The organism is Methylobacterium sp. CCH7-A2 (assembly GCF_001557075.1).
GTDB classification, from domain to species: Bacteria; Pseudomonadota; Alphaproteobacteria; order Rhizobiales; family Beijerinckiaceae; genus Allobosea; species Allobosea massiliensis.
Window position 1 is genome coordinate 1 of record NZ_LSKN01000068.1, and the last position, 23,572, is coordinate 23,572.

Below are 23,572 nucleotides of genomic sequence, written 5' to 3' on the forward strand. Positions count from 1 at the left end.
AGGTCACCTGGATCGTCTTCACCGTGGCCGAGAGACGGTCGACCGTGTCGTTGATCGCGTTCTTGAGATCGGCGAAGCGGCCGCGATAGGCGGTGTCGACCCGATGCGTCAGGTCGCCATTCGCGACCGACTGCAGCGCCGCCGCGAATTCGGTCGTGGCCCCGTTCACTACCGCATTGATCTCGTTGATCCCGGTGACCAGTTCACCGAGCGGCCCCCCGACATCGCCGACGCTGGCATGGCCGGAGAAGTCGCCGTTCTGGGCCGCCGACACGATGCCTGCGACCTCGCCCAGCAGCTTCTGCACATTCGCCGCCTGCTGGCTGTCGGCCAGCATGGCGAGTTCGCGGTCACGCCGGCTCGCTTCGAGCGACAGCGCGTTCTCGCGATAGGCTTCCAGAGCTCCGCTGAGGGCGCCGATCTCGTCGGGGGAGGCGGCTGCGGGAATGGGCTGGGAGAAATCGCCGGCCTGCATGACGTCGAGCGCCGACTTCAGCGCGACGACCGGCTTGGCGATCCGGCGCTGCACGCCGCGCCAGCTGACGACGCAGACGACCAGCAGGGCCGCCAGCAGTGCACCGATGACGGCGAGCTGTGCCCAGGCGGCGTCGAGCTTGTCCTGCGTGACGCTCGCCATGTCGTCGAGCGACTGCGTGATGGCCGAGAGCATGGCGGTGAACGGGCCGTTGCACAGCTTGGTCCAGTCCTCGGCCGAGATCAGCGGGGCGCTGCCCTGGCCGAGTTTGGCCATCAGCGTATCCATCGCCTTGTTGGCGGCCTCCATCTCGGCGCCCATCACGCCAACCTTGCGGACGAGCTCGGCGCCGACGCCGCTGCGCTGCGTCATCTGGCGCAGCTGCTCCATGTTCGAGTCGGCCACGCCGCGCAGTTCGCCAAGGCGGCGAATCTGCGCCGGCTCCAGCGCTTTGCCCGACGCCATATGCGGCCGCAACACCGAGCATTGGATGCCGTAGGACGACCGTGTACGCCAGCCGGTCGACTTGACGTTCTGGAGATCGGCCATGATCGGGTCCGAGAGACGGACGGCGAGAGAGGTCGCATCCGCCGCCTTCACCAGAGCCGTCTCGATGTCGCCGACGCCGTTGTACCAGGGCATCGTCGCCTGCAGGCTGCGCTGGGCCTTGGGCTTGGCGGCCTCGGCGCGCAGATCCGCAAACTTGGCGTCGGTCGCCTTCTGCTGCGTCGCCACGGCCTCCGCCAGAGCGGCGCGGTTGGGGAGCGACGTGGCGGTGAGACGGGCGACGGCCTCGTCGAGGTCCTTGCGGTTTGCCTGCTCGACCTTGGCGATGATCGGCGCTGGGTCGTCAGCCGCCTGGATCGCGGTCTGCGCCTGGCCGCGATTGGCGCGGATGCTGTTACCGGCGATCAGCAGCGCCTTGTCCGCCTCGACCAGATTGGCCAGGCGCATGTTTTCCCGCACATCGCCGAAGGACTGGCTGGCCATGTAAGCCAGTGCGCCGACGCCCGGGATGCACAGGCATGCCATGGTCGCGACGAGGTAGTTCTTGATCGAGGCGGGAAAGAGTTGCACGGGCACCATCCTGGTCGCTGCGATGTCGTCGAGGCATCGGCCTCCGACATCGCTGGGAATCCTGGCCCGAAGCTTGCGTCAGAATGCTTAAGATTCTCTGTTTCTGCGTGACATCTGGGTAACCTTACTGACGCGCAGGGCGATTACGCGGCGCCGAAGACGGACCAGCCGGTCGCTTCGGCCAGGCGTTCGAGCGCCAGCGTCCCGATCTGCGAATTGCCGTTGGCATTGAGGCCCGGCGACCAGACGGCGATGGAGGCGCGACCCGGGGCGATCGCGAGAATACCGCCGCCCACCCCCGATTTCCCCGGCAGCCCGACGCGGAAGGCGAAGTCGCCGGAGGCATCGTAATGGCCGCAGGTCAGCATCAGCGCGTTGATGCGGCGTGCCCGGCGCGACGAGACGATCCGGGCGCCGCCAGGCTGAAGCAGGCCGCCATGCATCAGGTAGCGGCCGGCCATGGCGAGCTGCAGGCAGTTCATCGCGATGGCGCATTGGTGGAAATAGACGCCGAGTGTCAGCTCCGGCGGATGGCGGATGTTGCCGAAGGCTTTCATGTAATTGGCCAGCGCGATGTTGCGGAATCCGGTGGCTTGTTCGGCCCTGGCCACTGGCTCGTCGATGGCGATGCCGTCGTCATCGGCGAGGTGCCTCACGAAGCGCAGCAATTCACCGATCGCGACCCGCGGGGCGTGGCCGGCAAGATTGACGTCCGCCACCACCAGCGCACCCGCATTGATGAAGGGATTGCGCGGAATGCCCTGCTCGCGCTCGAGCTGGACGATGGAGTTGAATGCCGTCCCCGACGGCTCTCGCCCGACACGCTGCCACAGCGCCTCGCCGACCTTGCCGAGCGCCTGGGTCAGGGCGAAGACCTTGGAGATGCTCTGGATCGAAAAGGGCTCCAGCGCATCGCCCGCCAGATGCACCTCGCCCTCCGCCGTGACGACGCAGAGCCCGAAGCGACTTGGATCGACCGCCGCCAACGGTGCGATATAGCTGGCGACCTCGCCTCTTTCGGGGATCCCCGCCATCTCCGCGGCGATCTCGCGGACGAGCCGCGCCAGATCCGTCACTCTGCCCGTCCTCCCGCCACGTCCGCAGAAGGCCCGAGGACAAGACGGGGGTCAAGCAGCCCGCGGTGACAGGGAGGTCATCGCGGCTGCGGCCGGGTTGGAAGCGGAGCCGGCGCTGCGCAGGCGCGTCGCCGCCATGATGCAGCGGGCCTTGCCCTCGGATTTGGCCTGGTAGAGCGCGGCATCGGCCGCCGCCATCAAGGTTTCGAGGTCGAGCCCATGCTCCGGGGCGCGAGCGATGCCGACCGAAACGCCGATCGTGGCGGTGACGGCCTCATCGAGTTGATAGGGCTGTGATATCTCGCGCACCAGCCTCTCGCCGAAGCGCTTCAGCGGGCTGCCGCCGATCTGCTCGGACAGAACGATGAACTCGTCGCCGCCGATCCGGGCGACGACGTCGCCTGCACGAACGAGCCGCCTCAGCCGATCCGAAACCAGCTGCAGAAGCCGGTCGCCGGTGTTGTGACCATGGGTGTCGTTGACCGTCTTGAAGCCGTCGAGATCCAGATAGATCAGAGCGAGAGGCTTGGAGCCGTCATAGCGCGTCAGGCTGGCCTGAAGGGCCTGAGTCAGCCCGGTCCGGTTGGGCAGGCCGGTCAGCATATCGTGTTTCGCCTGGAACGCATGCTCGCGCTCGGCCTGCATGGTCGAAACCAGCATGCTGTTGAGCCCAAAGGCGGCCCGCGACATGCTGTAGATGTAGAAGGGCAGTTGCAGCAGGCCGATCAGCAGGATCGGCTCGTTGACGAAGATCGTGGCGAAGGTGCAGGGGCCGAGCGTCAGCACGATCATCAGCCCGACCATGCGCGGCGCGCCGAAATTGCGGAAGCAGACGCCGCCGACCATCGCGGTCGCGGTCAGGCAGACCAGGGTCGCCGCCACCCAGTCTCCGCTCGTAAGGCTGATGAAGGCGCCGAAGCCGATGCCGGCCGCCCAGGCCAGGCCCAGCAGAATGTAGAGATCGGTTGGTGTCGGTTCGTGCCTGGCCGCGCGGCGTCGCGCGATCAACAGCACGACCAGCCGCGCGCTGCAGCACAGGATGTCAAAAGCGCACCAGAGCAGAAACGGCCAGCTCGGCATCCGCAAGGCCACGAGCACCGACACGGTGACGGTATTGAAAACGCCCGCGATGAAGATCGGCAGCGTTCCGAAGAGGCTCGCGATCAGGGCGTGGCGAATCTCGAGTGGAACGTCGGGTCCGGCCTCTGCCAGCCACCGGGTCGGACGCCACCGCGGCAAGCTGTATCGCGGCGTCTTTCCATCCATCGGCAGGCCCTTCCGCAGCAGCCTGGACAGTCGGCTGCTCGTGCGGCGCCTCATAACGCAGATGCGTTACCAACCGGTATGTTTCTGGGAACGTTCGAACCGATTTCCACCGAGCGAAGTCTTTGGCAGGAACAGCCTGCCTCAGCCGTTCTGGCGATAGATCCAGACCCGCGCCGGCGGAATGTTGCGCAACACCCAGTCCGAGACACTGGCCTTCAGGCCCGAGCCCTTGCGCGGCACAGGCGACACCACCGAATAGGTGAACTGGATCAGCGGAGCCCCGTCGACGAGGAGAGTGAATGCATCCTTGGCCAGCGCGCTGCGCTTAGCCGGCGGCTGGTTGAACAGCGGCAGGCTCGAGACCACGGCGATCGCCTTCTCCGGCAAATGGCCCTCGAGCGTCTTCGACAGGGCGTAGGCGTCGCCCTCGATCACGGTCGCGCGCGGAAAGCGCTCGCGCAGCAGCTTGCAGAAATCGGGGCTGTATTCCACCAGGATCAGCCGATCCTCGCTGATGCCCCGCTCGATCAGCGCTTCCGTCACCGGCCCCGTTCCGGGCCCGATCTCGATCACCGGTCCGGGACGTGAGGGATCGACATAGGAAGCCATCCGCCGGGCCAGCGCCGGGCTCGACGGCGTCACCGAGCCGGTGCGGGCGGGATTGTCGATCCAGGACTTGATGAAGCGGGCCTCGTCGCCGAGCTTGGTGCGCGCTTCGCTCACCCGCGAGCGCAGCTTCTCGGTCTTGCTGCGCACCTCGTCCTCGACCTTGTAGCGCACGGTCGCGACCTTGAGCCTCGCTTGGGCGACGCTGTCGACGAGATCCGCGGCCGTGACACGCATCTCGTCCTCGAGCCGCGCAGCCACACGGGAACGCCCGAGACGAGCGGCCAGCGAAGCTCCCTGGACGGGGCGGCGTGAGGAGGTGAGCGACATGGGGCCTCTGATGTCGGACCGACGGTGCGACCTTTGGGGGACGAGAACGTTACCTGCGCGTCATATGGGGTCAAGTGTACCGCCGAGCCAAGGTCTTTCCTCGGCTGTGCCTGCCAAGAGACGCGCGGGCTGCCCCTTTTGTTTCAGATCAGTGGTCGGGGCGCGACCTCCCGTTCGTAAAGCAGGGCCATCCTCGAGGTCAGGCGCGGGTTCAGCAGGGTCAGCCGCCCCTCCGCGATGGCGAAGAGGCCGGCCTTGCGCAGCCGCGACCAAGTCTTGCTGGTGTGGACCAGCGACAATCCGAGCGCGTCGGCGAGCTGCTGCTGCGAGAGCGGGAAGCGGAAACCACCATCCGTGACGAGGCCGAGCGCCTCCGCCCGGCGATAGAGCGAGATCACCAGCGCGGCGATGCGCTCGCTCGCATTGCGCTGGCCGACCGAGGTCAGGTTCTGGTCGATCAGGCTCTCTTCACGTGAACCGAGCCACGCCACCTCATAGGCCAGGTTCGGCATGTGGACGAACAGGTCCCAGATCCGTTTACGCGGGAAGACGCAGAGCTCCACCTCCGTCAGAGCCTCGATGCCGTGCTGGGCCGCGCTCAGGAGGGACGCCTGCAGGCCGACGAGATCGCCGGGCAGCAGGAAGTTCAGGATCTGTCGGCGCCCGTCGGGCAGAAGCTGGTAACGGAAGGCCCAGCCCGAAAAGAGCGTGTAGAGTTCCGCATCCTGCTGCCCCGGATGGATGATGTCGGACCCGGCCGGCAGATGGCGATGCTCGGTCTTGATCGCCTGGATGAAGCGGATCTCCTCATCGGTCTTGTCCTTGAAGGCCGGCTTCAGCCGCAGTGGACAGGCCAGACAGGGCACGCCGTTTCGGCCGTTGGGATAGGCGCTGTCCGTCATCGTCCTCTTCGATCTCCCGGAGCGCCGGCAGGGGCGCTCCGCATCCCTCATAGCAAGCCGGCGGCGGGAGGTGAACTCACGCGCCCCGTCATCACCAAGGGGAACCGCGATGACGTATGGACGTTAGGGAAGGCCTACGCCCGCGACGCGGGCGACAAGACAGGACGTGCCGGCGCGGAAGGGCAAGCGTCGGCTGCTTCACTCCCGAAAGACGCTGAAATGACCGATCTGCCGCGCCCCTCCGAACGGTCGCGCATGCGCCGCTTCTTTGGCCTCGCGTTGCCCTTCTGGAGCGGACCGACGCGTCTGCGCGCCTGGACCCTGACCTTCACCGTTCTTGTCTTCGTCGCGGCCCAGCTCGCCACCGCTGTCGGCGTCAACACCTGGAACCGGCTGTTTTTCGACGCGCTGGAAAAGCGCGATGCCGGGGCGGCCTGGCAGATCGCAGCCTGGTTGCCGCTGCTGGTCGGCGTTTCGGCGCTCACGCTGTCCGGGCTGGTGATCAGCCGGATGTTGCTGCAGATGCGCTGGCGCGAATACCTTACCCGCCGTCTGGCGGGCTGGTGGATCGCCGATCAGCGCTATTACCGGCTTCAGTTCGTCGCGCGCGAGCAGGCGGCGCCGGAATACCGCATTGCCGAGGATGTCCGTCTCGCCATCGAGCCTCTGGTCGAGTTCGCCATCGGGCTGATCAGCGCCTTCGTCACGGCCGCGACCTTCGCCGCCATCCTCTGGCACGTCGCCGGCTCGGCGCGCTTCACCCTGGGCGGAGTCGCGTTCGAGATCCCGAGCTACATGGCGCTGGCGGCCATAGGCTACGCCGTCGTGGCCTCTCTCGCCGCCTATGTCACGGGTCGGCCTCTGGTCGGTCGGATCGCCGCCAAAAACGAGATGGAGGCGCTGTTCCGGGCGGAAATGACGCGGCTGCGCGAAAATGCCGAAAGCATCGCGCTGATCCGCGGCGATTCCGACGAGCGCGATGCGGTCGGCGAGAGCTATGGGCGCGTCGTCGCCGCATGGCTGCGCGTCATTCGCCAGCAGGGCGTCATCGCGCTCGTTCTCAACACCAACGGCGCCCTCTTCCCGATTGTGCCCCTGCTGCTGATCGCACCCAAATATCTCTCGGGTGATGTGACGCTGGGCGCTGTGATGCAGGTCGTGGCGGCTTTCAGCGCCGTCCAGGCGGCGCTGATCTGGTTCGTCGATAATTTTGTCCGGCTCGCGGAATGGTTCGCCTCCGTCACCCGCGTCGATGAATTGCAGGAGGCGCTGGAAGGCGTCGATATCGGAACGGTCATGGAAGGCGACACCCAGATCTCGCTCCAGGAGAGCGACGACGGCGCCATCCATCTCGATCGCCTTTCCATCGCCCACAGCAACGGCCGCGCGGTGATCACCGACGCTTCGGTCGTGATCGGCCTCGGCGAGAAGGTGCTGATCGTCGGCGAGAGCGGCACGGGCAAGAGCACGCTCATCCGCGCGCTCGCCGGTCTGTGGCCCTGGGGCTCGGGCTCGATCGCCGTCCCCCGGGGCAAGTCGATCGCCTTCGTTCCGCAGAAACCCTATCTGCCGATGGGCGATCTGCGCACCGTGCTGCTCTATCCCGAGGCCGACAATCCCGTGCCGGACGAGGTGCTGGTCGCGGCGCTGCGGCGCTGCGGACTGGGCTATCTCGCCCGTCGTCTCGACGACGACGACAAATGGGAGCGTATCCTCTCCGGCGGCGAGCGCCAGCGCATCGCCTTCGCGCGGCTCGTCATCCGCAGGCCCGACATCATCATCATGGACGAGGCCACGTCCGCCCTCGACGAAGACAGCCAGAACCACCTGCTCGGCCTGTTCGAGGCCGAGCTTGGCCATGCCACGCTGATCAGCGTCGGGCACCGCCCGGGGCTCGAGGATTTCCACGACCGCAAGATCACGCTGGAGAAGCGCCGGGCCGGCGCCCATATGACGTCGCGGCGCCTCGGCAAGTCGTTGTGGCGGCTGTTCAGAGCGCGCGACGCCGCCAATGACGAGGTTGGCTGACGGATGAGCCTCGCGCCGATGTGATCGGCAGGTATGACCCTAGAGGCAGGCCGATGGAACCAGCTTGACATCCTCACGTTAACTTCCCGGAAGCCGACAGTTGTTGTCGGTGCTGGCGTCGGGAGAGACAGATGTTGACCAACAGCTTTGCCCCCATTCGGCGCGCCGGTCTGTTCTTCGGCTTCATGGCCATGGGCGTCGGCGCCCTCACCATGGGCTCCGGCTTCCAGGAGACGAATCCCGACAGCTCCTCGGCCATCGCGCAGATGAAGATCGAGCGTCAGCTTCCGACAGATACCCGCTTCGCCGCCGTCGATCCCTCGCAGCGAACCGTCGGCGTGACCAAGCGCGCCATCGGCGGCACTCAGCAGGCGCAGGTTCAGCGCAGCGAGCCGCGTGTGTTGCGTTAAGCAGAAATCCTTCCGGCGCCGCGGAACATTCTGCGTCGAGCCGGGTTCGAAGACAGGCACATCCCTCGTGCCCCACTCAAAGCCGCCTTCGGGCGGCTTGTTTTTTGGAAACGGCGTCGAACCAGCAGGCTCGCCATGTATCTGCGCATCCGGCATTCAACGACCTATCGCTATGGCGGCCCGGTCCAGTTCGGGCCGCACCGCCTGATGCTGCGGCCGCGCGACAGCTTTGATCTGCGCGTCGTCGATACCGCCCTCACGATCTCGCCGCGCGCCCGGATTCGCTGGATGCACGACGCCTATGGCAACTCGGTCGCCATCGCAAATTTCGACGAGCCGGCCGACACGCTGGACATCGTCAGCGAACTGGTGGTGCAGCGCTTCGGCTCCGCCTTGCCGCGCACCGAAATCGAGCCCTCCGCCGCCGTGACCGGGGTCGTCTATTCAGAAGGCGAGCGCGCGGTGCTCCAGCCCTATCTCGATCTCGCCGCCGCCGACCCCGACGGCGTGCTCGATCACTGGCTGACGGATTTTCGCGCCCGCATCGGTCAGGGTTCGGGCCATCTGCTGCGCGACCTTGCCCATGCCATCCATGCCGGCTTGAGCTATGCGGTGCGCTATGACGAGGGCACCCAGCATCCGGCCGACACGCTGCGCCAGCAGGCCGGCTCCTGTCGGGACTATGCCTGGCTCTTCATCGAGCTGGCGCGTCGCATGGGCTTCGCAGCCCGCTTCGTCACCGGCTACATCCACGACCGCACACCCGACGCTGCCGGGCTCGTCTCCACAGTGGGCCTGACCCATGCCTGGGCTGACGTCTTCATTCCCGGCGACGGTTGGGTCGAGTTCGACCCCACCAACGATCTCGTCGCCGACCGGCAGCTGCTTCGCGTCGCCGTCGCACGCGTACCGGAGGATGCATCTCCGGTCGCCGGCAGTTTCACAGGCCTGACCGGTTCGTTTCTTGGCCTCGGCGTCGGCGTCACGATCGAGACCGTGGACCGCCCGGCCTGAGCAGGCCGGGCGTCTCGTCACGCGCCGTGGCTGATGCGCCAGCTGCCGAGGCTGCGCCCCTCGGGTTTCTCGACCTGCACCGCCTCGATCTGCGCGACGAGCCCCGCAAACATCTTCGGCGGCTCGCTGACCGGGATCGCCCGGTCGGCCTCGAGCGCGACTTCCAGCGTCGTCGCATCGATATCCCGCACGTTGATCGTCAGGCTGACACCCGGCGTGCTGCGCAGCACCCGCGAGGCGATGTCCACCAGCAGAAAGCCGAGCGGGATGATCCGGTCGACCGAGAGCGTCGCCTCTGTTTCGAGCCGGCTGCTGACCCACTGGTCGCGGTTGCGCACCAGATTGGTGATCATCGTCACCACATCCTCGATGAAGAGGTCGACGCGCACCGGCTGCATCTCGCCATCGGCGAGGGTGAAGCGATAGGCGGCCGAGAGCACGTGAACCCGCGTCTCGGCGTCCGCCAGCGCCAACCGCGCCTCATCGCGATAGTCGCGCTTCTTGAGGCCGATATAGCTCTGCACCACCTGGAGGCTGTTCTTCACCCGGTGATGCAGTTCGCGAACCAGGAAGCGGTTGTCGTCGAGGGCCGTCTGGAGGCGCCGCTGGCGGACTTCCTGTTCCTCGACCATGGTGTTGAAGGCCTCCGCCACGCTGCGGATATCGCTCGGCATGTCATCCGCGATGACGGCTCGGACATTGGGCTGGCCCGAGCGGGCGCGGGCCGCCGCCTCGATGCCTCGCAGCCATTTGACACAATGCTGGTCGATGGCACGCAGATAGACGAGGCAGAGCAGGATCAGAGTCAGGATCGGCGCCACGAGCAGCGCCAGGAACTGCATCCGGGCTGCTCGCTCCGGGGCGTTGCTGAAGCTCGCGATCACATAGAGATCGGGCGCCGAGACCAGACGCGCCGCATAGGAACGCTTGTGACCGGCGCGGCTGCGGGCTTCCCAGCGGCGCCCGTCGGTTGGGAAGGTGCTTTCGTCAGGCAGCCAAGACAGATCGTCCTGCCGTCCCTCACCGCGATGCATCACCACCGTGTCTTTTCCCGAGACCAGCGCGACGTTGACGCCATCGCTGGCGCCGCCGAGCTCGAAAACCTGATCGAGCAAGTCCGGATCGGAGAGGAGCAGCGCGTCACGCAGGACCGGATCGCCGTCGAGAGCAACCTGCGTGACGAGGTGATCGCTGCCGCCGATCCGCACCTTGTCGAATCGGGCCGGGGGAAGCTGGATCTGCGAACGCGACACCGACCGCGGCATCCGGGTCAGCCCTGCCGCAATCTCGGTCATGCCGGTCTCGGTCAGCGCGGGGTCCGTCGCCGCAAAGCAGGTCCGGCCATCGGCCAATCTGTAGAGGACAGCCAGATAGCCGGGGATCCGGTCGAGCATGCGTCGCGCTTCGGCGCCGCATGTCTGCGTCGTCGCGTCAGAGGTCGCGATCAGCTCCCCCGAACTCAGAAGCACGCGCAGCGCGCCCCGATGCCAGACCCGTGTGCGCACGGCGAAATCGTCCGCCGTTCGCGCCTGCGCGATCTCGATCGCGGCGATGACCGTGTTGTAGGTGGTGAGCGCCGCAAGCGCCGTCAGGCAGGCGATCGGAAATGCGATCGCGACCAGCAGGGCGAGCAGCCGCCCCCGGACGGTGGGGAAGCGCGCGAGGCGCATCAGGGCCCGACGATTTCGGAACCGACCCTTTGAATCGCGGCGGCGCTTTGCCGGTCAGGCCCGAGGTCGTCGAGGCTGCCAATGGACAAAAGCTCGGCCAGCTTCGTGCGGGCGCGGTTCACACGACTCTTGATCGTCCCGATCGCAACGCCGCAGATCTCCGCCGTTTCCTCGTAGGAGAGCCCGGTCGCGCCCACCATGATCAGGACTTCGCGCTGCTCCTCGGGGAGCTTGGCCAGCGCCTTGCGGAAATCGGCGAGATCGAGATGGCTTTCCTGGTTGCCATGGGTCGCCATGCGCTCCGCATAGGTGCCTTCGCTGTCCTGCACCTCGCGGCCGCGCTTGCGGTAGAGCGAGTAGTAGGTGTTGCGCAGGATGGTGAAGAGCCAGGCCCGCAGGCTGGTGCCGGGCTCGAACTTCTCCGAATTGCCCCACGCCTTGAGCAGGGTATCCTGCACCAGATCGTCGGCGAGCTGGATCGAACCCGACAGCGAGGCGGCGAAGGCTCGCAGATTCGGGATCTCCTTGATCAGCCCGTCCTTGAATTCAGTTGAGCTCATCGGTCGATGCTCCGTCAGCGCGACGTTCGGTTGCCTCGAGCTGAGCGAGCAGCACCAGAAACTTGTCAGGGACGGGCGCGTTGACGATGTCGTCGTAATGAGCCTTGAGCGATCGTCCGATGGATTCCTGCACCCTGGGGTCAAGCATGACCTCGACCTCGCTGTCCGCACCGTCTTCCGGCGCGGCCATGGCTGAATTCACATCGCTCATATCGGCCCTCGTGCGAATACCGGGCCGGCTTTTCCAGCCGGTCCCGACCTCTCGACAACGTCAGTCGGATGCCCCCTCGCGGCGAATTCCGACACGGATAGTCCCGTTTAACAGGTGTTGCCGTAAAAGGTTCCCCTCATTTTGAAAAATAAATCGCTTGTCATTGCGGCAGCCTGAGTGCTCATTTCCGGCCTGTTTTAATGGGGATATCTCTATGTCGATCGCCAAGGAAATTGCGCCGCATCTGCCTTACCTGCGCCGATTCGCCCGCGCCTTGACCGGTACGCAGACGGGCGGCGATGCCTATGTCGTCGCGATGCTCGAGGCGCTCGTGCTCGATCCCGCCTCTTTCCCGCGCGATCTCAACCCCCGCATCGGCCTCTATCGCACCTTCCTCAAGCTGTGGTCGTCGGTCGGTCTCAACACCGCTGACCCGACGGCGCCCGTCACGCTGAACCCCAACGCCGTCGAGCGCAACCTCGAGGCGCTGACCCCGCGTCCGCGCCAGGCGTTCCTGCTGCGCACGGTCGAGGGCTTCTCGATCGACGAGGTCGGCGCGATCATGGGCGTCTCGTCGGCCGACGCTGCCGCCTTGGTGCAGACGGCCGGTCAGGAGATCGCCGAACAGGTCGCCACCGACGTGCTGATCATCGAGGATGAGCCCATCATCGCTCTCGACATCGAGACCATGGTCGAGGAGCTTGGCCATACCGTCACCGGCGTTGCGCGCACGCAGCGCGAGGCGATCGCGCTGGTCGCAAAGAAGCGCCCTGGCCTCGTTCTCGCCGACATCCAGCTCGCCGATGGCAGCTCCGGCCTCGACGCGGTCAACGAGATCCTGTCCACGATCGACGTGCCCGTGATCTTCATCACGGCCTATCCGGAGCGTCTGCTCACGGGCGATCGTCCGGAGCCGGCCTTCTTGATCACCAAGCCCTTCCAGCCGGAAGCCGTGAAGGCCGCGATCAGCCAGGCGCTGTTCTTCGACCGCCGGGCGGGCCGCAAGGCGGCTTAATTCAGCGCATCCCGGTCGTATCCCGGAGACCCGCGACGCGAACAAGTCGCGGGTCTCCTGTCTTCTGGCGACTCCCATCGACCGGCGGAGGCGCGGAACAAGCGCGCTCCCGTGACGTTCTCCCGCGAGGCGAAACGGAACGGCCGCTCGCCCTGGGAGTGCGTGTCATGACGATGACCTTCGTCGCAGCGCTGATCGGTGCCGCATCGGCAGGCTTGGCGCTGTTCGGGGGCGTCCTACCCGATGGCTCGATCATGGGTGAGGTGCTGTCCCTGGTGATGGCGGGTCTCACGGCTCTCGCCATCGCCAGTGCCGCGGCGCTCGACATCTGACGAGCAGGGCGATCCGGCTCCGAAGACACAAGAGCGGTGGAGGCTGCGGGCCCGCGCTCGCTTGGTCGATGGGTCGTTCGGCCGCCCTTGTCCTGCTGACGGCACTGGTGCAGGTGCAGGGCGCCAGCGGTGAGACGCGTCCGCCGCCGCGGCCGGCTGAGTGGCCTCGCACAGCACCACCGGAACCGGCGCGCGAAAGTCCCTCGCCGGAACCTGCACCGTCCGACGCCGCAGCGACACCGGCCGCTGCTCCGGCTGCAACCTGCCTGGCATCGCTGCGCCAGCGTTACGGCCCTGATCTGAGGGCCGTCACGCTGCCGGCAGTCGAGGCCGGATGCACCGTCGTTGAGCCCATCGAGATTTCCGCCCTGTCGATCCGCGTCGGCAGGCAGGGCGAACGCCGCAAGGTCGACCTCCAGCCGCCGGTGACATTGGCCTGCGACATGGCAACAACGGTCGCGGCGTGGATCGAGACAAGCCTGCAGCCTCTCGCCCGCGGACACTACGGCCTGGATCTCTCAGCTTTACGCGTCGGGGGTGGCCATGAATGCCGACGTCGCAACCGTCGGTCAGAGGGGCCTCTGAGCGAGCATGCCACCGGTCGGGCCCTCGATGTCTTCGCCATCGGGATCGGATCGGGGACAGAACGGCTTTCCGTTGAGATGGCGAAGCCAGGAGGCCATGAGGCCTTCCTCACCGGGTTGCGGCATTCGGCCTGTGGTGCCTTCCTGACCGCGCTCGGCCCGGGCTCGGACCCCACCCATCAGGATCATCTCCACGTCGATATCCAGCCGCGGCGCGCGTCCAGCCGCTTCTGCCAGTAGCGTCACGGGCCGCAGTGGTTCTTCTCAGCCATGGGCCGCGTCGTGCGCGCGCGTCAGATCAAGAAAGCTCCGCGATCTGTCGGCCATGACGCCCCGATCGGTCAGGGCGCGTCGGGCCGCGATCCGCTGCAGGGCGGCGTCGCGCGCAAAACCGAGCAGCAGCAGAGATTCGAGTTCCCAGAAGGGGGGCTGCGCGCCGGATGCGCCGCCGCGCCACCAGGGAAAGAGAGCGGGCCGGGGCTGGTTCACGCTGTGCAACCTTTCAGCTTCGTGCTCGTTGGAACGCCGCAGGAGTTGACCAGTTCCAGCTTGCGCGGAACTGTGCCGGCCGTGGGGCGTTTGGGGGACATCTTCATGTCAGGAGCTTCTCGATGATCACTTTTGCCAAGGCGGCCTCCGCTGCTTGTGTCGCCGCATGTGCCCTTGTGGTTTCGAGCCTTCCTGCGGCCGCGCAGTCCGGCCCGCCGGCAGGGCGCCTGGCCTGCAATGTCGGAGCGGGGCTCGGCCTCGTCGTCACCTCCCAGCGGCCGATGAACTGCACCTTCACGCCGCGTCGCGGCCCGGTGCAGCGCTATACCGGCGTCGTGCGGAACTTCGGGCTCGACCTCGGCCGGATGCGCGCAAGCACCATGTCCTGGCGCGTCTACGGCCCCTATGCCCGCGCCCCGCTTGGCGTGCTCGCGGGTCGTTATGCGGGCGCCACCGCGGGCGCCTCGGCCGGCGTCGGTGGCAGCGCCAATCTGCTGGTCGGCGGCAACAACAATGAGGTGACGCTACAGCCGCTCTCGCTCCAGGGCGCACGTGGCATCAATGTCGCGGTCGGCGTCACCGGCTTCGAGCTCTCGCTCGTCCGCCCCGGCCGCCGACGCTGATCGCAAGCCCGGTGCGGTTACGATTTGCTAACCGTAAAGGCTCAAATTGAGCCGATCGGCGCGCAACCCGAGGACGGATGGGTGGAATCCCGGAACATTAGCCAGCGCGATTCCGTTGTCGTTCGTGTAACGTCAGCGTTGGCAGAGTAAGGGAGGAAGCGGTCGTCCATGTCTGATATCCGCATCCTGATTGTCGAAGATGATCCGTTCATTGCGATGGACATCGAAACCGCCGTGGCCGAGCAATTCGGCCCGGCCGCAGAATTGATCGTCGTGGACTCCGTGTCGCAGGCCCAGCGGGCGGCGACGGCGGCCAAGATCTCCTGCGCGCTGCTCGACATCGATGTGGTCGGCGGCAAGACCTTCGACGTTGCCGCCAACCTTCTGCAGAAGGGCACGCCTTTTGCCTTCGTTTCGGGCTCGACGCCGAGCGACGTCCCCGAGATGCTGCGCAAGGTCCGTTTTCTGCGCAAACCCTTCTCGACGCGCGAAATCACCAGCTTCGTCACGGCCGCGGTGGCCCAGCCCGCCAAGGGCTGAGCGGTCACCGACCGGCATGTAGGGCAGAGCCGCCGGTTTCCGGCGGCTTTTTCGCGCTTTCAGCCCTGTGCCGCGACCAGCACCAGCCGGTTGCCCCAGGGGTCGTCGATTGTCGCGACAGCTCCCGCTTCGGCTTCTCGTCCCCCGGCTGAGAGGATGCGCCCGCGCATCGCGTCGAAATCGGCCGTGTCGCGGGCGACGATCTCGAAGGCGGCAAGCCCGGCCTCGCCCGGCTGGCGTGGCCCCGCGCCACGGCTGTTCCAGACATTGCCGGCGATGTGGTGATGATAGCCACCGCTCGCCAGGAAGCTGGCGCCGGGATAGCGGACCATCAGCTCGAAGCCGAGCGCGCCCGCATAGAAAGCCTCCGCCGCGGCCGTGTCACCGACGCGAAGATGGATGTGTCCCATGCGGGTGCCGGACGGCATGCCGCCATAGCGTCCCGGCCGCGCCTCGGCCAGCAGCGCCTGCAGGTCGAGCCGCTGTGTCGCCATCTGGATTGCACCGCCGCGCCGCGGCCAGTCGGCCCGTGGCCGGTCGCGATAGATCTCGATGCCGTTGCCTTCAGGATCCGACAGATAGATCGCTTCGCTGACGAGATGATCCGAGGCGCCTTCCAGCGGGAGCCGGATCGTAGCGGCGTGCGCGAGCCAGTCGGCCAGTTCGGCGCGAGAGGGCAGCAGGAGGGCGAGATGAAACAGGCCCGCCGCCGAGGCCGGCCGTGTGGCGCCACGTTCGAGCCGCACCAGCACCGCGCCATCGACGCCGAGATCGGTCGCCTCGGCCGTCTCCGCGATCACCTGCAGCCCGATGCTGTCGCGGTAGAACGCCGTGAGCCCCGCCAGATCGTTGACGCGCAGCGTCACCGTGCCGATGTGGTAGGGAGCCTGCAGCGCCTCCAGGGTGGGTCTCGACAGATCAGCGACCGCTGCCATGGCAGCCTCCTTCTCGCATCGCGGCCGATAGGCCGCCAGTCGAGACATGGCGCCTCGGGCGCGGCTTGTCTGCTCCCGACGCTGCAAGCCTTGTATTGCAGCGTCGCAACCAGACCCCATCAGCGTCGTGTGGGGTCGGGCCGGTCGATCGCGAAATGGCTGAACCAGGGGGCCTCGACGCCGCCGATCAATGCTCCCATCAGGCGCGAGGCGAGATAGCTGAAGGTGATGCCGTTGCCGCCATAGCCATAGGCCGCGAGCAGGCGAGGATGGCCGGGCACCCGCCCGATCAGCGGAAGCCCGTCCTCCGTTTGTCCGAAGGCACCCGACCAGGCATGGCCGAGCGTCGGGGCCGCTCCGGGCACCAGCGCCTGCAGCTTGGCGAGGAGCGCGGCCGTCTTTTGCGGTCCGGCCGCCTTGCGGCGCTCGGGATCGTCGTCGTCCTCGTCCTCGCCACCGATGATGATGCGCCCGTCGACGGTCGTGCGGCAGTAGATGTAGTCCTCCGACGCTTCCTAGACGAGCGCGGGGCCAGGCCACAGGACCTCGCTCGCCTGCGGCAGGGTCGCGATCGCCCAGCTGGAGGCGACGCGGTGAAGCTCGCTGTGCACGCAGTCGGGCATGACATAGCCCGTTGCCAGCACGACATGCCCGGCCTCGATGGTGCGGCCGCAGGCGAGCTGCACCGTGGCGCTGCTCGCGGTCGTGTCGAAGGCGACCGCCTCGCCGCGCACCAGCCGCGCGCCGCGCTGGGCCGCCACATGCAGCAGCGCATGGCAGAGACTGAGCGGATCGCCCTCGGCCGAGCCGGGCGAAACGATCGCGGCGGCCCGGTCGAAGCCGTAATGGCTGAGCAAGGTGGTGTGATCCAGTAGCTGCCCCGGCAGGCCGGCCTTCACCCGCAGGGCACACTCCTCGCGCAGCTCGGGCGGGCCGACGTCGCCGGCGGCCAGGTAGACCGTATCGCGCGGGTGGAACGCGCTGCCCAGCCCGAGCGTGGCGACGCTCTCGATCAGGCCCTCCACCGCCTTGAAGCTGCGCCGGTAGACGTCGGCCGCCTTCTCGAAACCGTAGAGTTCGGCCAGCCGGCGCAGCGGCAGGTCGATCTCCCATTGCAGCATCGCGGTGCTGGCCGCCGTGCTGCCGAAGCCCTCGCGCTCGCGATCGACGAGGATCACATCATGGCCGAGGCCGGTCAGATGCTCGGCCGCCAGCGCTCCGGTGATGCCGCCGCCGATGATGGCGACGTCGCAGCGTGTATCCGAGTCAAGGCCGATGCTGGTGGGCCGGGGCGGGCCTGAGAGCCAGGGGCTGGCTCCGCTGCGCAGGTCTTCGTGGCGTGTGCTGTCGGGATCGAGCATGGCGTGACACTCCGTGTCCGGCGGCGGGCGCCGGCGGAGAAAAGGCTGCGGGAAGGCGTCGCCCTAGCCGGCGGCGGGTGGGCCGAGGGTGTCGGCCATACGGGCGCCCCTCAGCCCCATCGGCTTCGGCGTTCCGGTCGTCGTATCGTGGGCGGTCTGGTGTTCGAGCTCTGCGTTGAACTCGGCGCCGGCCAGCACGATCATCGCCGAGAGCCAGAGCCAGGTCATGAACACGACGATGGTCGCGAGCGAGCCATAGGTCGCCGTGTAGTTGCCGAGCGTGCCGACATACCAGGAGAAGGCCCAGGAGGCGCCGGCCCAGAGCAGGGCGGCCGCGACCGCGCCTGGCATCACCCAGACGAAGCGGGCCCGTTCGCGGCTGGGGCCGATCCAGTAGAGCGCTGCGATGGCGAGCGTCGCCATCAGGAAGAAGGCGGGCCAGCGCACCAGCCGGATCAGCCGCTCCAGCTCGAAGGCGAACGGAAACAGCGCCGTCACGACGGGAAGGCTGGCGATGACCGTGAGCGCGGCCACCAGCAGGATGACGCCGCTGATGGTGGTTGCCAGCGAGATGAGGTTGAGCTTGATGAAGCTGCGCTTTTCCTGCTCGCGATAGATGATGTTGAGCGCGTCGAAAACGGCCTTCACCGCCGCATTGGCGGACCAGGCTGCAACCGCGAAGCTGATCAGGAAGGTCAGGGACAGCGCCTCGACATTCTGGCCGGCGAGGCGCATCGCCTGCTCGTGAATGAGCTCGCGGGCCGCCTGCGGGAACACCGTCGTCACGGCGTCCAGCTGCTCGGCGATCGTCGCGGGGTCGGTGAGATAGCGGTAGATCGTGACCAGCAGCGAGAGGGCCGGCACCATCGACAGCAAGGTGAAGAAGGCGACCGCGCCCGCGAGCGAGCTAATCCGGTTGTCCGCGATATTGGTCGCGAAGCGCAGCATCACGTCCTTCCAGCCGAGCCAGGTCATCTGCCACGGCACCCGGGCCATGCGGCCTCGCGCGGCCTCCCGGTTGCCGCGCGACAACCGGCGCGATACGGCCTCGGCCGCATAGCCCAGCACCACGCCGGCTCCGGCTGCACCCGTGATCCGTTTCAGAAGGGACATGCAGGACGCTCCACTGCCGCATGGTCTCGCGGCAGCACCGCCTAGCAACGGCGGGCCGGCGCGAAGGTTCCGGGACTGCCAACCCGCCCGGAGTTAGCCGCTCGTTAACCTTAATGCTTTCTGATCGTCGAGACAGCCGCTCGCCCCGCGGCCTGTTCCCCGTTTCGTAAACGCGTTGAGGCTGCGATGACGATGCACCAGAAAGCGGCTCTCGCCGGCGTGGCCGCCCTGTGCGGCGCCTGGCTGGTGCTCTCTCCCGCTCTGGCGGCCGACATGCCCTCGTCCCGGAAACTGCCGCCGGCCCCGGCGCTGCCCTCCTTCTATTCCTGGACCGGCATCTATCTCGGCGTTCAGGGCGGCTACGCCTGGAGCCAGGAGAAGACGATACTGTCCGACACGCTGGGCCGGGCCTTCAACGGCGCGGCCTTCCGCCAGAGCTCGGATGCCGCGCTCGGCGGAGGCCATGCCGGCTTCAACTATCAGGTGGGCAGCCTCGTCTTCGGCATCGAAGGCGACATCGAGGCGCTCGACAGCGGCGAGACGCTGGTCGCGCCGGGCATCTCGGCGCGGATCACGCGCGATTGGCAGGGCTCGCTGCGCGGGCGAGCCGGCTTCGCGCTCGACCGGTTCATGATCTACGCCACCGGCGGCGCGGCCTTCACCGAATTCAGCTACCACCTCGCCGGAGCGGCTGCGGCAGCGCCTGAGAGCCTCGACCGGTCGCGGACCGGCTGGACGGCTGGCGCGGGCGTGGCCTTCGCCTATACGGACAATGTGATCCTCGGCGCCGAATACCGCTACAGCGATTTTGGCAAGGTCGGTCAGACGGCGCGCGGCCCGCTGCTGGGGCTGACGGTCCGGCAGGAGCCGACCTTCCACACCCTGCGCGCCAGCGTCGCCTACAAGTTCTGACCGCGGCCTGCCGTCAGAAGCCGGTGCGCTGGCGGATCGCGGCAGCCAGCGTGCCGTCGTCGAGATAGTCGAGCTCGCCGCCGACGGGCACGCCATGGGCGAGCCTGGTCACCTTGAGCGGCAGATGCGCTAGCAGATCGGTGATGAAATGCGCCGTGGTCTGGCCATCGACCGTGGCGCTCAGCGCCAGGATGACCTCCTTCACCACCGGATTCGAGGCGCGCGCCACCAGCGCGTCGAGCGAGAGATGCTCGGGCCGGACCCCGTCCAGCGCCGAGAGCACGCCGCCCAGCACATGATAGCGCCCCGGAACCGCGCCGGAGCGCTCCAGCGCCCAGAGATCGGAAATGTCGGCGACGACGACGATCAGCCCGTCGTCGCGGCGCGGATCGCGGCAGAGCCCGCAAGGGTCGCTGGTGTCGACATTGCCGCAGGTCGAGCAGACCACGATCCGCTCGCGCGCCACGGCCATCGCCTCCGCGAGCGGGCCGAGCAGCGCCTCGCGCTTCTTCACCAGATGCAGCGCCGCACGCCGGGCCGAGCGGGGCCCGAGCCCCGGCAGCTTGGCGAGCAGCTGGATCAGCCGCTCGATCTCGGGACCGGCGATGGCGCGGGACATGGACGTAACACTCGCGTCATGGTCGGGCTTGACCCGACCATCTCCTGCAGGATGTTTCTCGGCTGAGAGATGCCCGGGTCAAGCCTGGGCATGACGGCCTGCAGATCAAAACAGCTTCATGCCGGGCGGGATCGGCAGGCCCTTCGTGATCTCGGACATGCGCTCCTGCATCACCCGCTCGGCGCGGGTGCGGGCATCGCCGCAGGCAGCCACGACCAGATCCTCGAGAATCTCGCGCTCATCCGCGACCATCAGGGAGGGGTCGATCTTGACCGCCTTGACCGCGCCCTTGGCCGTCATCGTCACAGTGACCATGCCGCCGCCGGCCGCGCCCTCGACCTCGATGGTGTCAAGCTCGGCCTGCACATTGGCCATCTTCTGCTGCATCTCCTGCGCCTGCTTCATCAGGCCCATGATGTCGCGCATCGCGAAAACTCCTCCGTCAGAAATCGATGCCGTCGAAATCGGGCTCCGCATCGTCGAAGAGCGGCTCCCCGTCGGGCAGATACTCGTCGGCCGGCGCAGCCGTCGCCGCGCTGTCGGGCCCGGCCGCACGCGGATCGCGCACATCGACGATGCGCGCGCCCGGGAACCGTTCCAGCACCGCCTTGACGGCCGGGTGCGAGGCGGCGTCGCTTTCGCGCTGGCCCTTGGCGGCCTCGGCCTGCTCACGCAGCGTCGCGCCACCCTCGGCATTGACCACCGCGACCATCCAGGTCTGGCCGGTCCATTCCTTCAGCCGCCGCGAGAGATCCGTCGCGAGCGTGCGCGAGCTGCCGTTCGCCAGCGCGAATTCGATCCGCCCCTGCTCGAAGCGGACCGGGCGCACGTCGCGCTCCAGCGCCAGCTTCAGCGTGATGTCGCGATGCTGCGAGGCGAGCGCGACGACGTCCTCCAGCGAGGCCACGCTGACGGCCGGCAGGGCCTGGGCGCGCGGGGCGGGCGCCATCACCGGCGCCGGATTGGCGCTGGCGAGGATAGGCCGGGCGGCGAGGGCCGTGTTACCGCCGCCGGAGGGCGGGCGCGGGGCGGAGGCGGTCGCCTGGCCTCCCACGGCGCCCGAGCCGTCGCGCAGCATCCGCAAAGCCTCGTCGGGGGTCGGCAGGTCGGCGGCGTGCGCCAGCCGCACGAGCACCATCTCGGCGGCCATGATCGGCCGGTCGGCCTGCTTCACCTCAGCGAGACCCTTGAGCAGCATCTGCCAGGTCCGTGCCAGGATGCGGATCGACAGGCGCTGGGCGAAATCGCCGCCGCGCACGCGCTCCGCCTGGGCGAGGCTGTTGTCCTTCACGGCGTCGGGCACGAGCTTGAGCCGCGTCACCAGATGGGTGAATTCGGCGAGGTCGGACAGCACCACCGCCGGGTCGGCGCCGGCATCGTATTGCGCGCGCAGCTCACCCAGCGCCGTGGCGATGTCGCCCTTCATCACCGCCTCGAACAGGTCGATGACGCGCGCCCGGTCGGCGAGGCCGAGCATCGAGCGGACATCCTCCAGCGTGATGGTGCCGGCGGCATGGGCGATGGCCTGATCGAGGATCGAGAGCGAATCGCGCACGGAGCCCTCGGCAGCACGCGCGATCGCCGCCAGCGCCTCCTCCTCGGCGGAGACGTTCTCGGTCCGGCAGATGCCGGCGAGATGCGAAACCAGCAGGCCGGCATCGACGCGGCGCAGGTCGAAGCGCTGGCAGCGCGATAGCACCGTCACCGGGACCTTGCGGATCTCCGTCGTCGCGAAGATGAAGCGCGCATGCGGTGGCGGCTCCTCCAGCGTCTTCAGGAAGGCGTTGAAGGCCCCCGTCGAGAGCATGTGCACCTCGTCGACGATATAGACCTTGTAGCGGGCCGAGACCGGCGCGTAGCGCACCGCGTCGTTGATCTGGCGGATGTTGTCGACGCCGTTGTTGGAGGCCGCGTCGATCTCCTGCACGTCGATATGCCGGCCCTCGATGATCTCCTTGCAGTGGATGCCGAAGGTCTCGAGATTCGTCGTCGGCCCGCCACCGCCATCGGCGGTCTGGTAGTTGAGCGCGCGCGCCAGGATGCGCGCGGTCGTGGTTTTGCCGACGCCGCGCACGCCCGTCAGCATCCAGGCCTGCGGGATGCGCCCCGCGGCGAAGGCATTGGTAAGCGTCCGCACCATCGCATCCTGGCCGATCAGGTCGCCGAAATGGGCGGGGCGGTACTTGCGGGCGAGCACGCGATAGGGCGAGGCGGCGCTCGCCGGCGCGGGCGCAGGGGCCGGGTCGAAGCCGGCGAAGCCCGGCTCGTCGGCCGGAGGCGCTGCGGTCGTGTCGTCGCTCATCGGTCTGGTTTGGCGGTTCGCCGCGTGGGGGTCAACGCCCGTTTCGGGGTGCCGCCCGCGCTGCGGAAGGGCGGCGGCGCGACCCCGGCCGCCGGGCGCCCGCCGGCGGAGGTGGGAGGCTGGACGAAGACCCGTTCGGTCTCGTTAGGGCTGCTTCCTTCCGGACCTGACCCGGTTGGCGAGTGAGACGTCCCTCGCCAACCTCCCGCCCGCTATATCGGTGATCGGGGCCGCGAGCGCAAGCCGGGCGGAACAGCCGGCGAAACCGGCGCGCGTCTTCGCCGCAGCAGCCGCCTTCGGCATTGACTTGAACCGGGCCATCCGTCATAAGCCCGCCACTTGCGCAACCCTCGGGGCGGCGCGGAACCTTTCGCATGCAGGCTCGGTCGGCCACGCTTTCTACTGGGAAAGCCGCGGCCACTGTGCCGACGAGCCCCGGAGACGGACGATGAAGAGAACCTATCAACCCAGCAAGCTGGTCCGCAAGCGCCGCCACGGCTACCGCGCCCGCATGGCGACCGCCGGCGGCCGCAAGGTCATCGCCGCCCGCCGCGCTCACGGCCGCAAGAAGCTCTCGGCCTGAGCGTCCGGCGCGTGATCACCGCGCGCCGCATCCGCGAGCGTTTTTTCCGGAAGACTGGCCAATCGCCATGCGCCTCGCCCGTCTGACGCAACGCAAGCAGTTTCTGGCGGCGGCCGATCGAGGCCGCCGTTTTCGTTCGTCCGCCTTCACCGTGCAGGTCCTCGACGGCCCGCAGCGCGCCGAGGACGACCGCCCGGCGCCGGATGGCCTGCGCCTCGGGCTCACCGCCTCCCGCAAGGCCGGCAACGCCGTCATCCGCAACCGCATCCGGCGGCGCCTGCGCGCCGCCGCCCTGGAGGCCCTCGGCCCGCAGGCGCAGCGACCCTGCGACATTGTCGTCGTCGCCCGTCCGGAGACGCTGACGGCGCCCTTCGATCTGCTGGTGGGCGAATTGTCGGTTGCGATCGAGCGCGCCCGCCCGCAGGGCCAGGGGCGCCGTCCGCGCCCGGCTCCGGGACCCGCGGCGGGCAAGACGCGGGGCAAGGGCGGCGAGCGCCCGCCCGGCCCCCAGAACGACTGAATCCCCTAAGCCCGACGCG

Annotated in this window: 25 protein-coding genes, 1 other RNA gene and 1 pseudogene; 11 read left to right on the forward strand and 16 right to left on the reverse strand. The window is 67.9% G+C overall.

The genetic code is table 11. The features are described 5' to 3' along the window. The 5 genes from AX750_RS04565 to AX750_RS04585 form a co-directional block, all read right to left on the reverse strand. The coding region (locus tag AX750_RS04565; RefSeq protein WP_197432789.1) for a HAMP domain-containing protein at positions 1–1,552 on the reverse strand (1,552 nt) is incomplete at its 3' end. A 143-nt stretch (positions 1,553–1,695) separates the two neighbouring features. Next, complete coding sequence (locus AX750_RS04570; RefSeq protein WP_197432790.1) at positions 1,696–2,628, reverse strand: glutaminase; 933 nt, start codon at positions 2,626–2,628, stop codon at positions 1,696–1,698. Positions 2,629–2,679: 51 nt separating this feature from the next. After that, a complete protein-coding gene (locus AX750_RS04575) occupies positions 2,680–3,867 on the reverse strand; it encodes a GGDEF domain-containing protein (RefSeq protein WP_245282306.1) in 1,188 nt (395 codons plus the stop codon). Between the two features lie 168 nt (positions 3,868–4,035). Beyond that, positions 4,036–4,830 (reverse strand): rRNA adenine N-6-methyltransferase family protein, encoded by a 795-nt coding sequence (locus tag AX750_RS04580; RefSeq protein WP_348626267.1) that lies wholly within the window; start codon positions 4,828–4,830, stop codon positions 4,036–4,038. Positions 4,831–4,973: 143 nt separating this feature from the next. Next, a complete protein-coding gene (locus AX750_RS04585) occupies positions 4,974–5,732 on the reverse strand; it encodes a Crp/Fnr family transcriptional regulator (protein ID WP_082733332.1) in 759 nt (252 codons plus the stop codon). A 219-nt stretch (positions 5,733–5,951) separates the two neighbouring features. On the opposite strand from AX750_RS04585, the gene AX750_RS04590 reads away from it, so the two are divergent. From AX750_RS04590 to AX750_RS04600, 3 genes are all read left to right on the forward strand, one after another. Next, positions 5,952–7,760 (forward strand): ABC transporter ATP-binding protein/permease, encoded by a 1,809-nt coding sequence (locus AX750_RS04590; RefSeq protein WP_067253614.1) that lies wholly within the window; start codon positions 5,952–5,954, stop codon positions 7,758–7,760. A 131-nt stretch (positions 7,761–7,891) separates the two neighbouring features. Continuing rightward, positions 7,892–8,170: a hypothetical protein gene (locus tag AX750_RS04595; protein WP_067253617.1), complete on the forward strand. Its 279-nt coding sequence runs from the start codon at positions 7,892–7,894 to the stop codon at positions 8,168–8,170. A gap of 135 nt (positions 8,171–8,305) precedes the next feature. Then, positions 8,306–9,184 carry a transglutaminase family protein gene (locus AX750_RS04600; RefSeq protein ID WP_082735276.1) on the forward strand — a complete coding sequence of 293 codons (879 nt, stop codon included), beginning with the start codon at positions 8,306–8,308 and terminating at the stop codon, positions 9,182–9,184. 17 nt (positions 9,185–9,201) lie between these two features. Here AX750_RS04600 and AX750_RS04605 read toward each other — a convergent pair whose 3' ends face one another. From AX750_RS04605 to AX750_RS04615, 3 genes are read right to left on the reverse strand one after another with little or no spacing between them, the layout of a single operon-like run. Then, on the reverse strand, positions 9,202–10,854 hold the full coding sequence (locus AX750_RS04605; RefSeq protein WP_067253621.1) for a sensor histidine kinase: 1,653 nt from the start codon (positions 10,852–10,854) through the stop codon (positions 9,202–9,204). Next, entirely contained in the window at positions 10,854–11,414 is a 561-nt protein-coding gene (locus AX750_RS04610; protein WP_067253624.1) for a sigma-70 family RNA polymerase sigma factor, read from the reverse strand. The genes AX750_RS04605 and AX750_RS04610 overlap by 1 nt, the downstream gene beginning before the upstream one ends. Continuing rightward, positions 11,401–11,625 carry a NepR family anti-sigma factor gene (locus AX750_RS04615; RefSeq protein WP_067253628.1) on the reverse strand — a complete coding sequence of 75 codons (225 nt, stop codon included), beginning with the start codon at positions 11,623–11,625 and terminating at the stop codon, positions 11,401–11,403. Before AX750_RS04615 ends, AX750_RS04610 begins: the two co-directional genes overlap by 14 nt. A gap of 214 nt (positions 11,626–11,839) precedes the next feature. On the opposite strand from AX750_RS04615, the gene AX750_RS04620 reads away from it, so the two are divergent. The 3 genes from AX750_RS04620 to AX750_RS25375 all read left to right on the forward strand — a co-directional run bounded on the left by AX750_RS04620 (position 11,840) and on the right by AX750_RS25375 (position 13,796). Further along, complete coding sequence (locus AX750_RS04620; protein ID WP_067253631.1) at positions 11,840–12,640, forward strand: response regulator; 801 nt, start codon at positions 11,840–11,842, stop codon at positions 12,638–12,640. 167 nt (positions 12,641–12,807) lie between these two features. Further along, a complete protein-coding gene (locus AX750_RS25850) occupies positions 12,808–12,972 on the forward strand; it encodes a hypothetical protein (RefSeq protein ID WP_156449947.1) in 165 nt (54 codons plus the stop codon). A gap of 68 nt (positions 12,973–13,040) precedes the next feature. Further along, positions 13,041–13,796, forward strand: a complete 756-nt coding sequence (locus tag AX750_RS25375; protein ID WP_068078776.1) for an extensin family protein — start codon at positions 13,041–13,043, stop codon at positions 13,794–13,796. 24 nt (positions 13,797–13,820) lie between these two features. Here the strand turns inward: AX750_RS25375 and AX750_RS04625 are convergent, their stop codons facing one another. Further along, on the reverse strand, positions 13,821–14,045 hold the full coding sequence (locus tag AX750_RS04625) for a hypothetical protein (RefSeq protein WP_067253634.1): 225 nt from the start codon (positions 14,043–14,045) through the stop codon (positions 13,821–13,823). A gap of 122 nt (positions 14,046–14,167) precedes the next feature. Here AX750_RS04625 and AX750_RS04630 point away from each other — a divergent pair, with 122 nt between their 5' ends. Further along, the gene (locus tag AX750_RS04630; RefSeq protein ID WP_067997907.1) at positions 14,168–14,668 is read left to right on the forward strand and encodes a DUF992 domain-containing protein; all 501 of its coding nucleotides are present in this window, start codon (positions 14,168–14,170) and stop codon (positions 14,666–14,668) included. A 168-nt stretch (positions 14,669–14,836) separates the two neighbouring features. Next, positions 14,837–15,208 (forward strand): response regulator, encoded by a 372-nt coding sequence (locus tag AX750_RS04635; protein ID WP_067253639.1) that lies wholly within the window; start codon positions 14,837–14,839, stop codon positions 15,206–15,208. 59 nt (positions 15,209–15,267) lie between these two features. On the opposite strand, the gene AX750_RS04640 is transcribed toward AX750_RS04635, so the two are convergent. The 3 genes and pseudogenes from AX750_RS04640 to AX750_RS04650 form a co-directional block, all read right to left on the reverse strand. Then, a complete protein-coding gene (locus AX750_RS04640) occupies positions 15,268–16,143 on the reverse strand; it encodes a VOC family protein (RefSeq protein ID WP_067253642.1) in 876 nt (291 codons plus the stop codon). A gap of 119 nt (positions 16,144–16,262) precedes the next feature. Then, positions 16,263–17,504: pseudogene (locus AX750_RS04645) on the reverse strand (FAD-dependent oxidoreductase). Positions 17,505–17,567: 63 nt separating this feature from the next. Further along, complete coding sequence (locus tag AX750_RS04650; protein WP_067253646.1) at positions 17,568–18,617, reverse strand: YihY/virulence factor BrkB family protein; 1,050 nt, start codon at positions 18,615–18,617, stop codon at positions 17,568–17,570. Positions 18,618–18,803: 186 nt separating this feature from the next. Between AX750_RS04650 and AX750_RS04655 the strand changes: the two genes are divergently transcribed. Next, positions 18,804–19,529, forward strand: coding sequence for an outer membrane protein (locus AX750_RS04655; RefSeq protein WP_067253649.1), 726 nt, complete (start codon positions 18,804–18,806; stop codon positions 19,527–19,529). A 13-nt stretch (positions 19,530–19,542) separates the two neighbouring features. Here the strand turns inward: AX750_RS04655 and recR are convergent, their stop codons facing one another. The 4 genes from recR to ffs form a co-directional block, all read right to left on the reverse strand. Beyond that, on the reverse strand, positions 19,543–20,148 hold the full coding sequence (gene recR / locus AX750_RS04660; RefSeq protein WP_067253653.1) for a recombination mediator RecR: 606 nt from the start codon (positions 20,146–20,148) through the stop codon (positions 19,543–19,545). Positions 20,149–20,253: 105 nt separating this feature from the next. After that, complete coding sequence (locus AX750_RS04665; RefSeq protein ID WP_067253657.1) at positions 20,254–20,574, reverse strand: YbaB/EbfC family nucleoid-associated protein; 321 nt, start codon at positions 20,572–20,574, stop codon at positions 20,254–20,256. Between the two features lie 16 nt (positions 20,575–20,590). Then, complete coding sequence (locus AX750_RS04670; protein ID WP_067253661.1) at positions 20,591–22,450, reverse strand: DNA polymerase III subunit gamma/tau; 1,860 nt, start codon at positions 22,448–22,450, stop codon at positions 20,591–20,593. Positions 22,451–22,559: 109 nt separating this feature from the next. Beyond that, positions 22,560–22,658: signal recognition particle sRNA small type (gene ffs / locus AX750_RS04675), an RNA gene on the reverse strand. Between the two features lie 240 nt (positions 22,659–22,898). Between ffs and rpmH the strand changes: the two genes are divergently transcribed. After that, entirely contained in the window at positions 22,899–23,033 is a 135-nt protein-coding gene (gene rpmH, locus AX750_RS04680) for a 50S ribosomal protein L34 (RefSeq protein ID WP_067253664.1), read from the forward strand. Positions 23,034–23,100: 67 nt separating this feature from the next. Next, positions 23,101–23,553, forward strand: coding sequence for a ribonuclease P protein component (gene rnpA / locus AX750_RS04685; protein ID WP_067253667.1), 453 nt, complete (start codon positions 23,101–23,103; stop codon positions 23,551–23,553). Positions 23,554–23,572 lie beyond the last annotated feature (19 nt).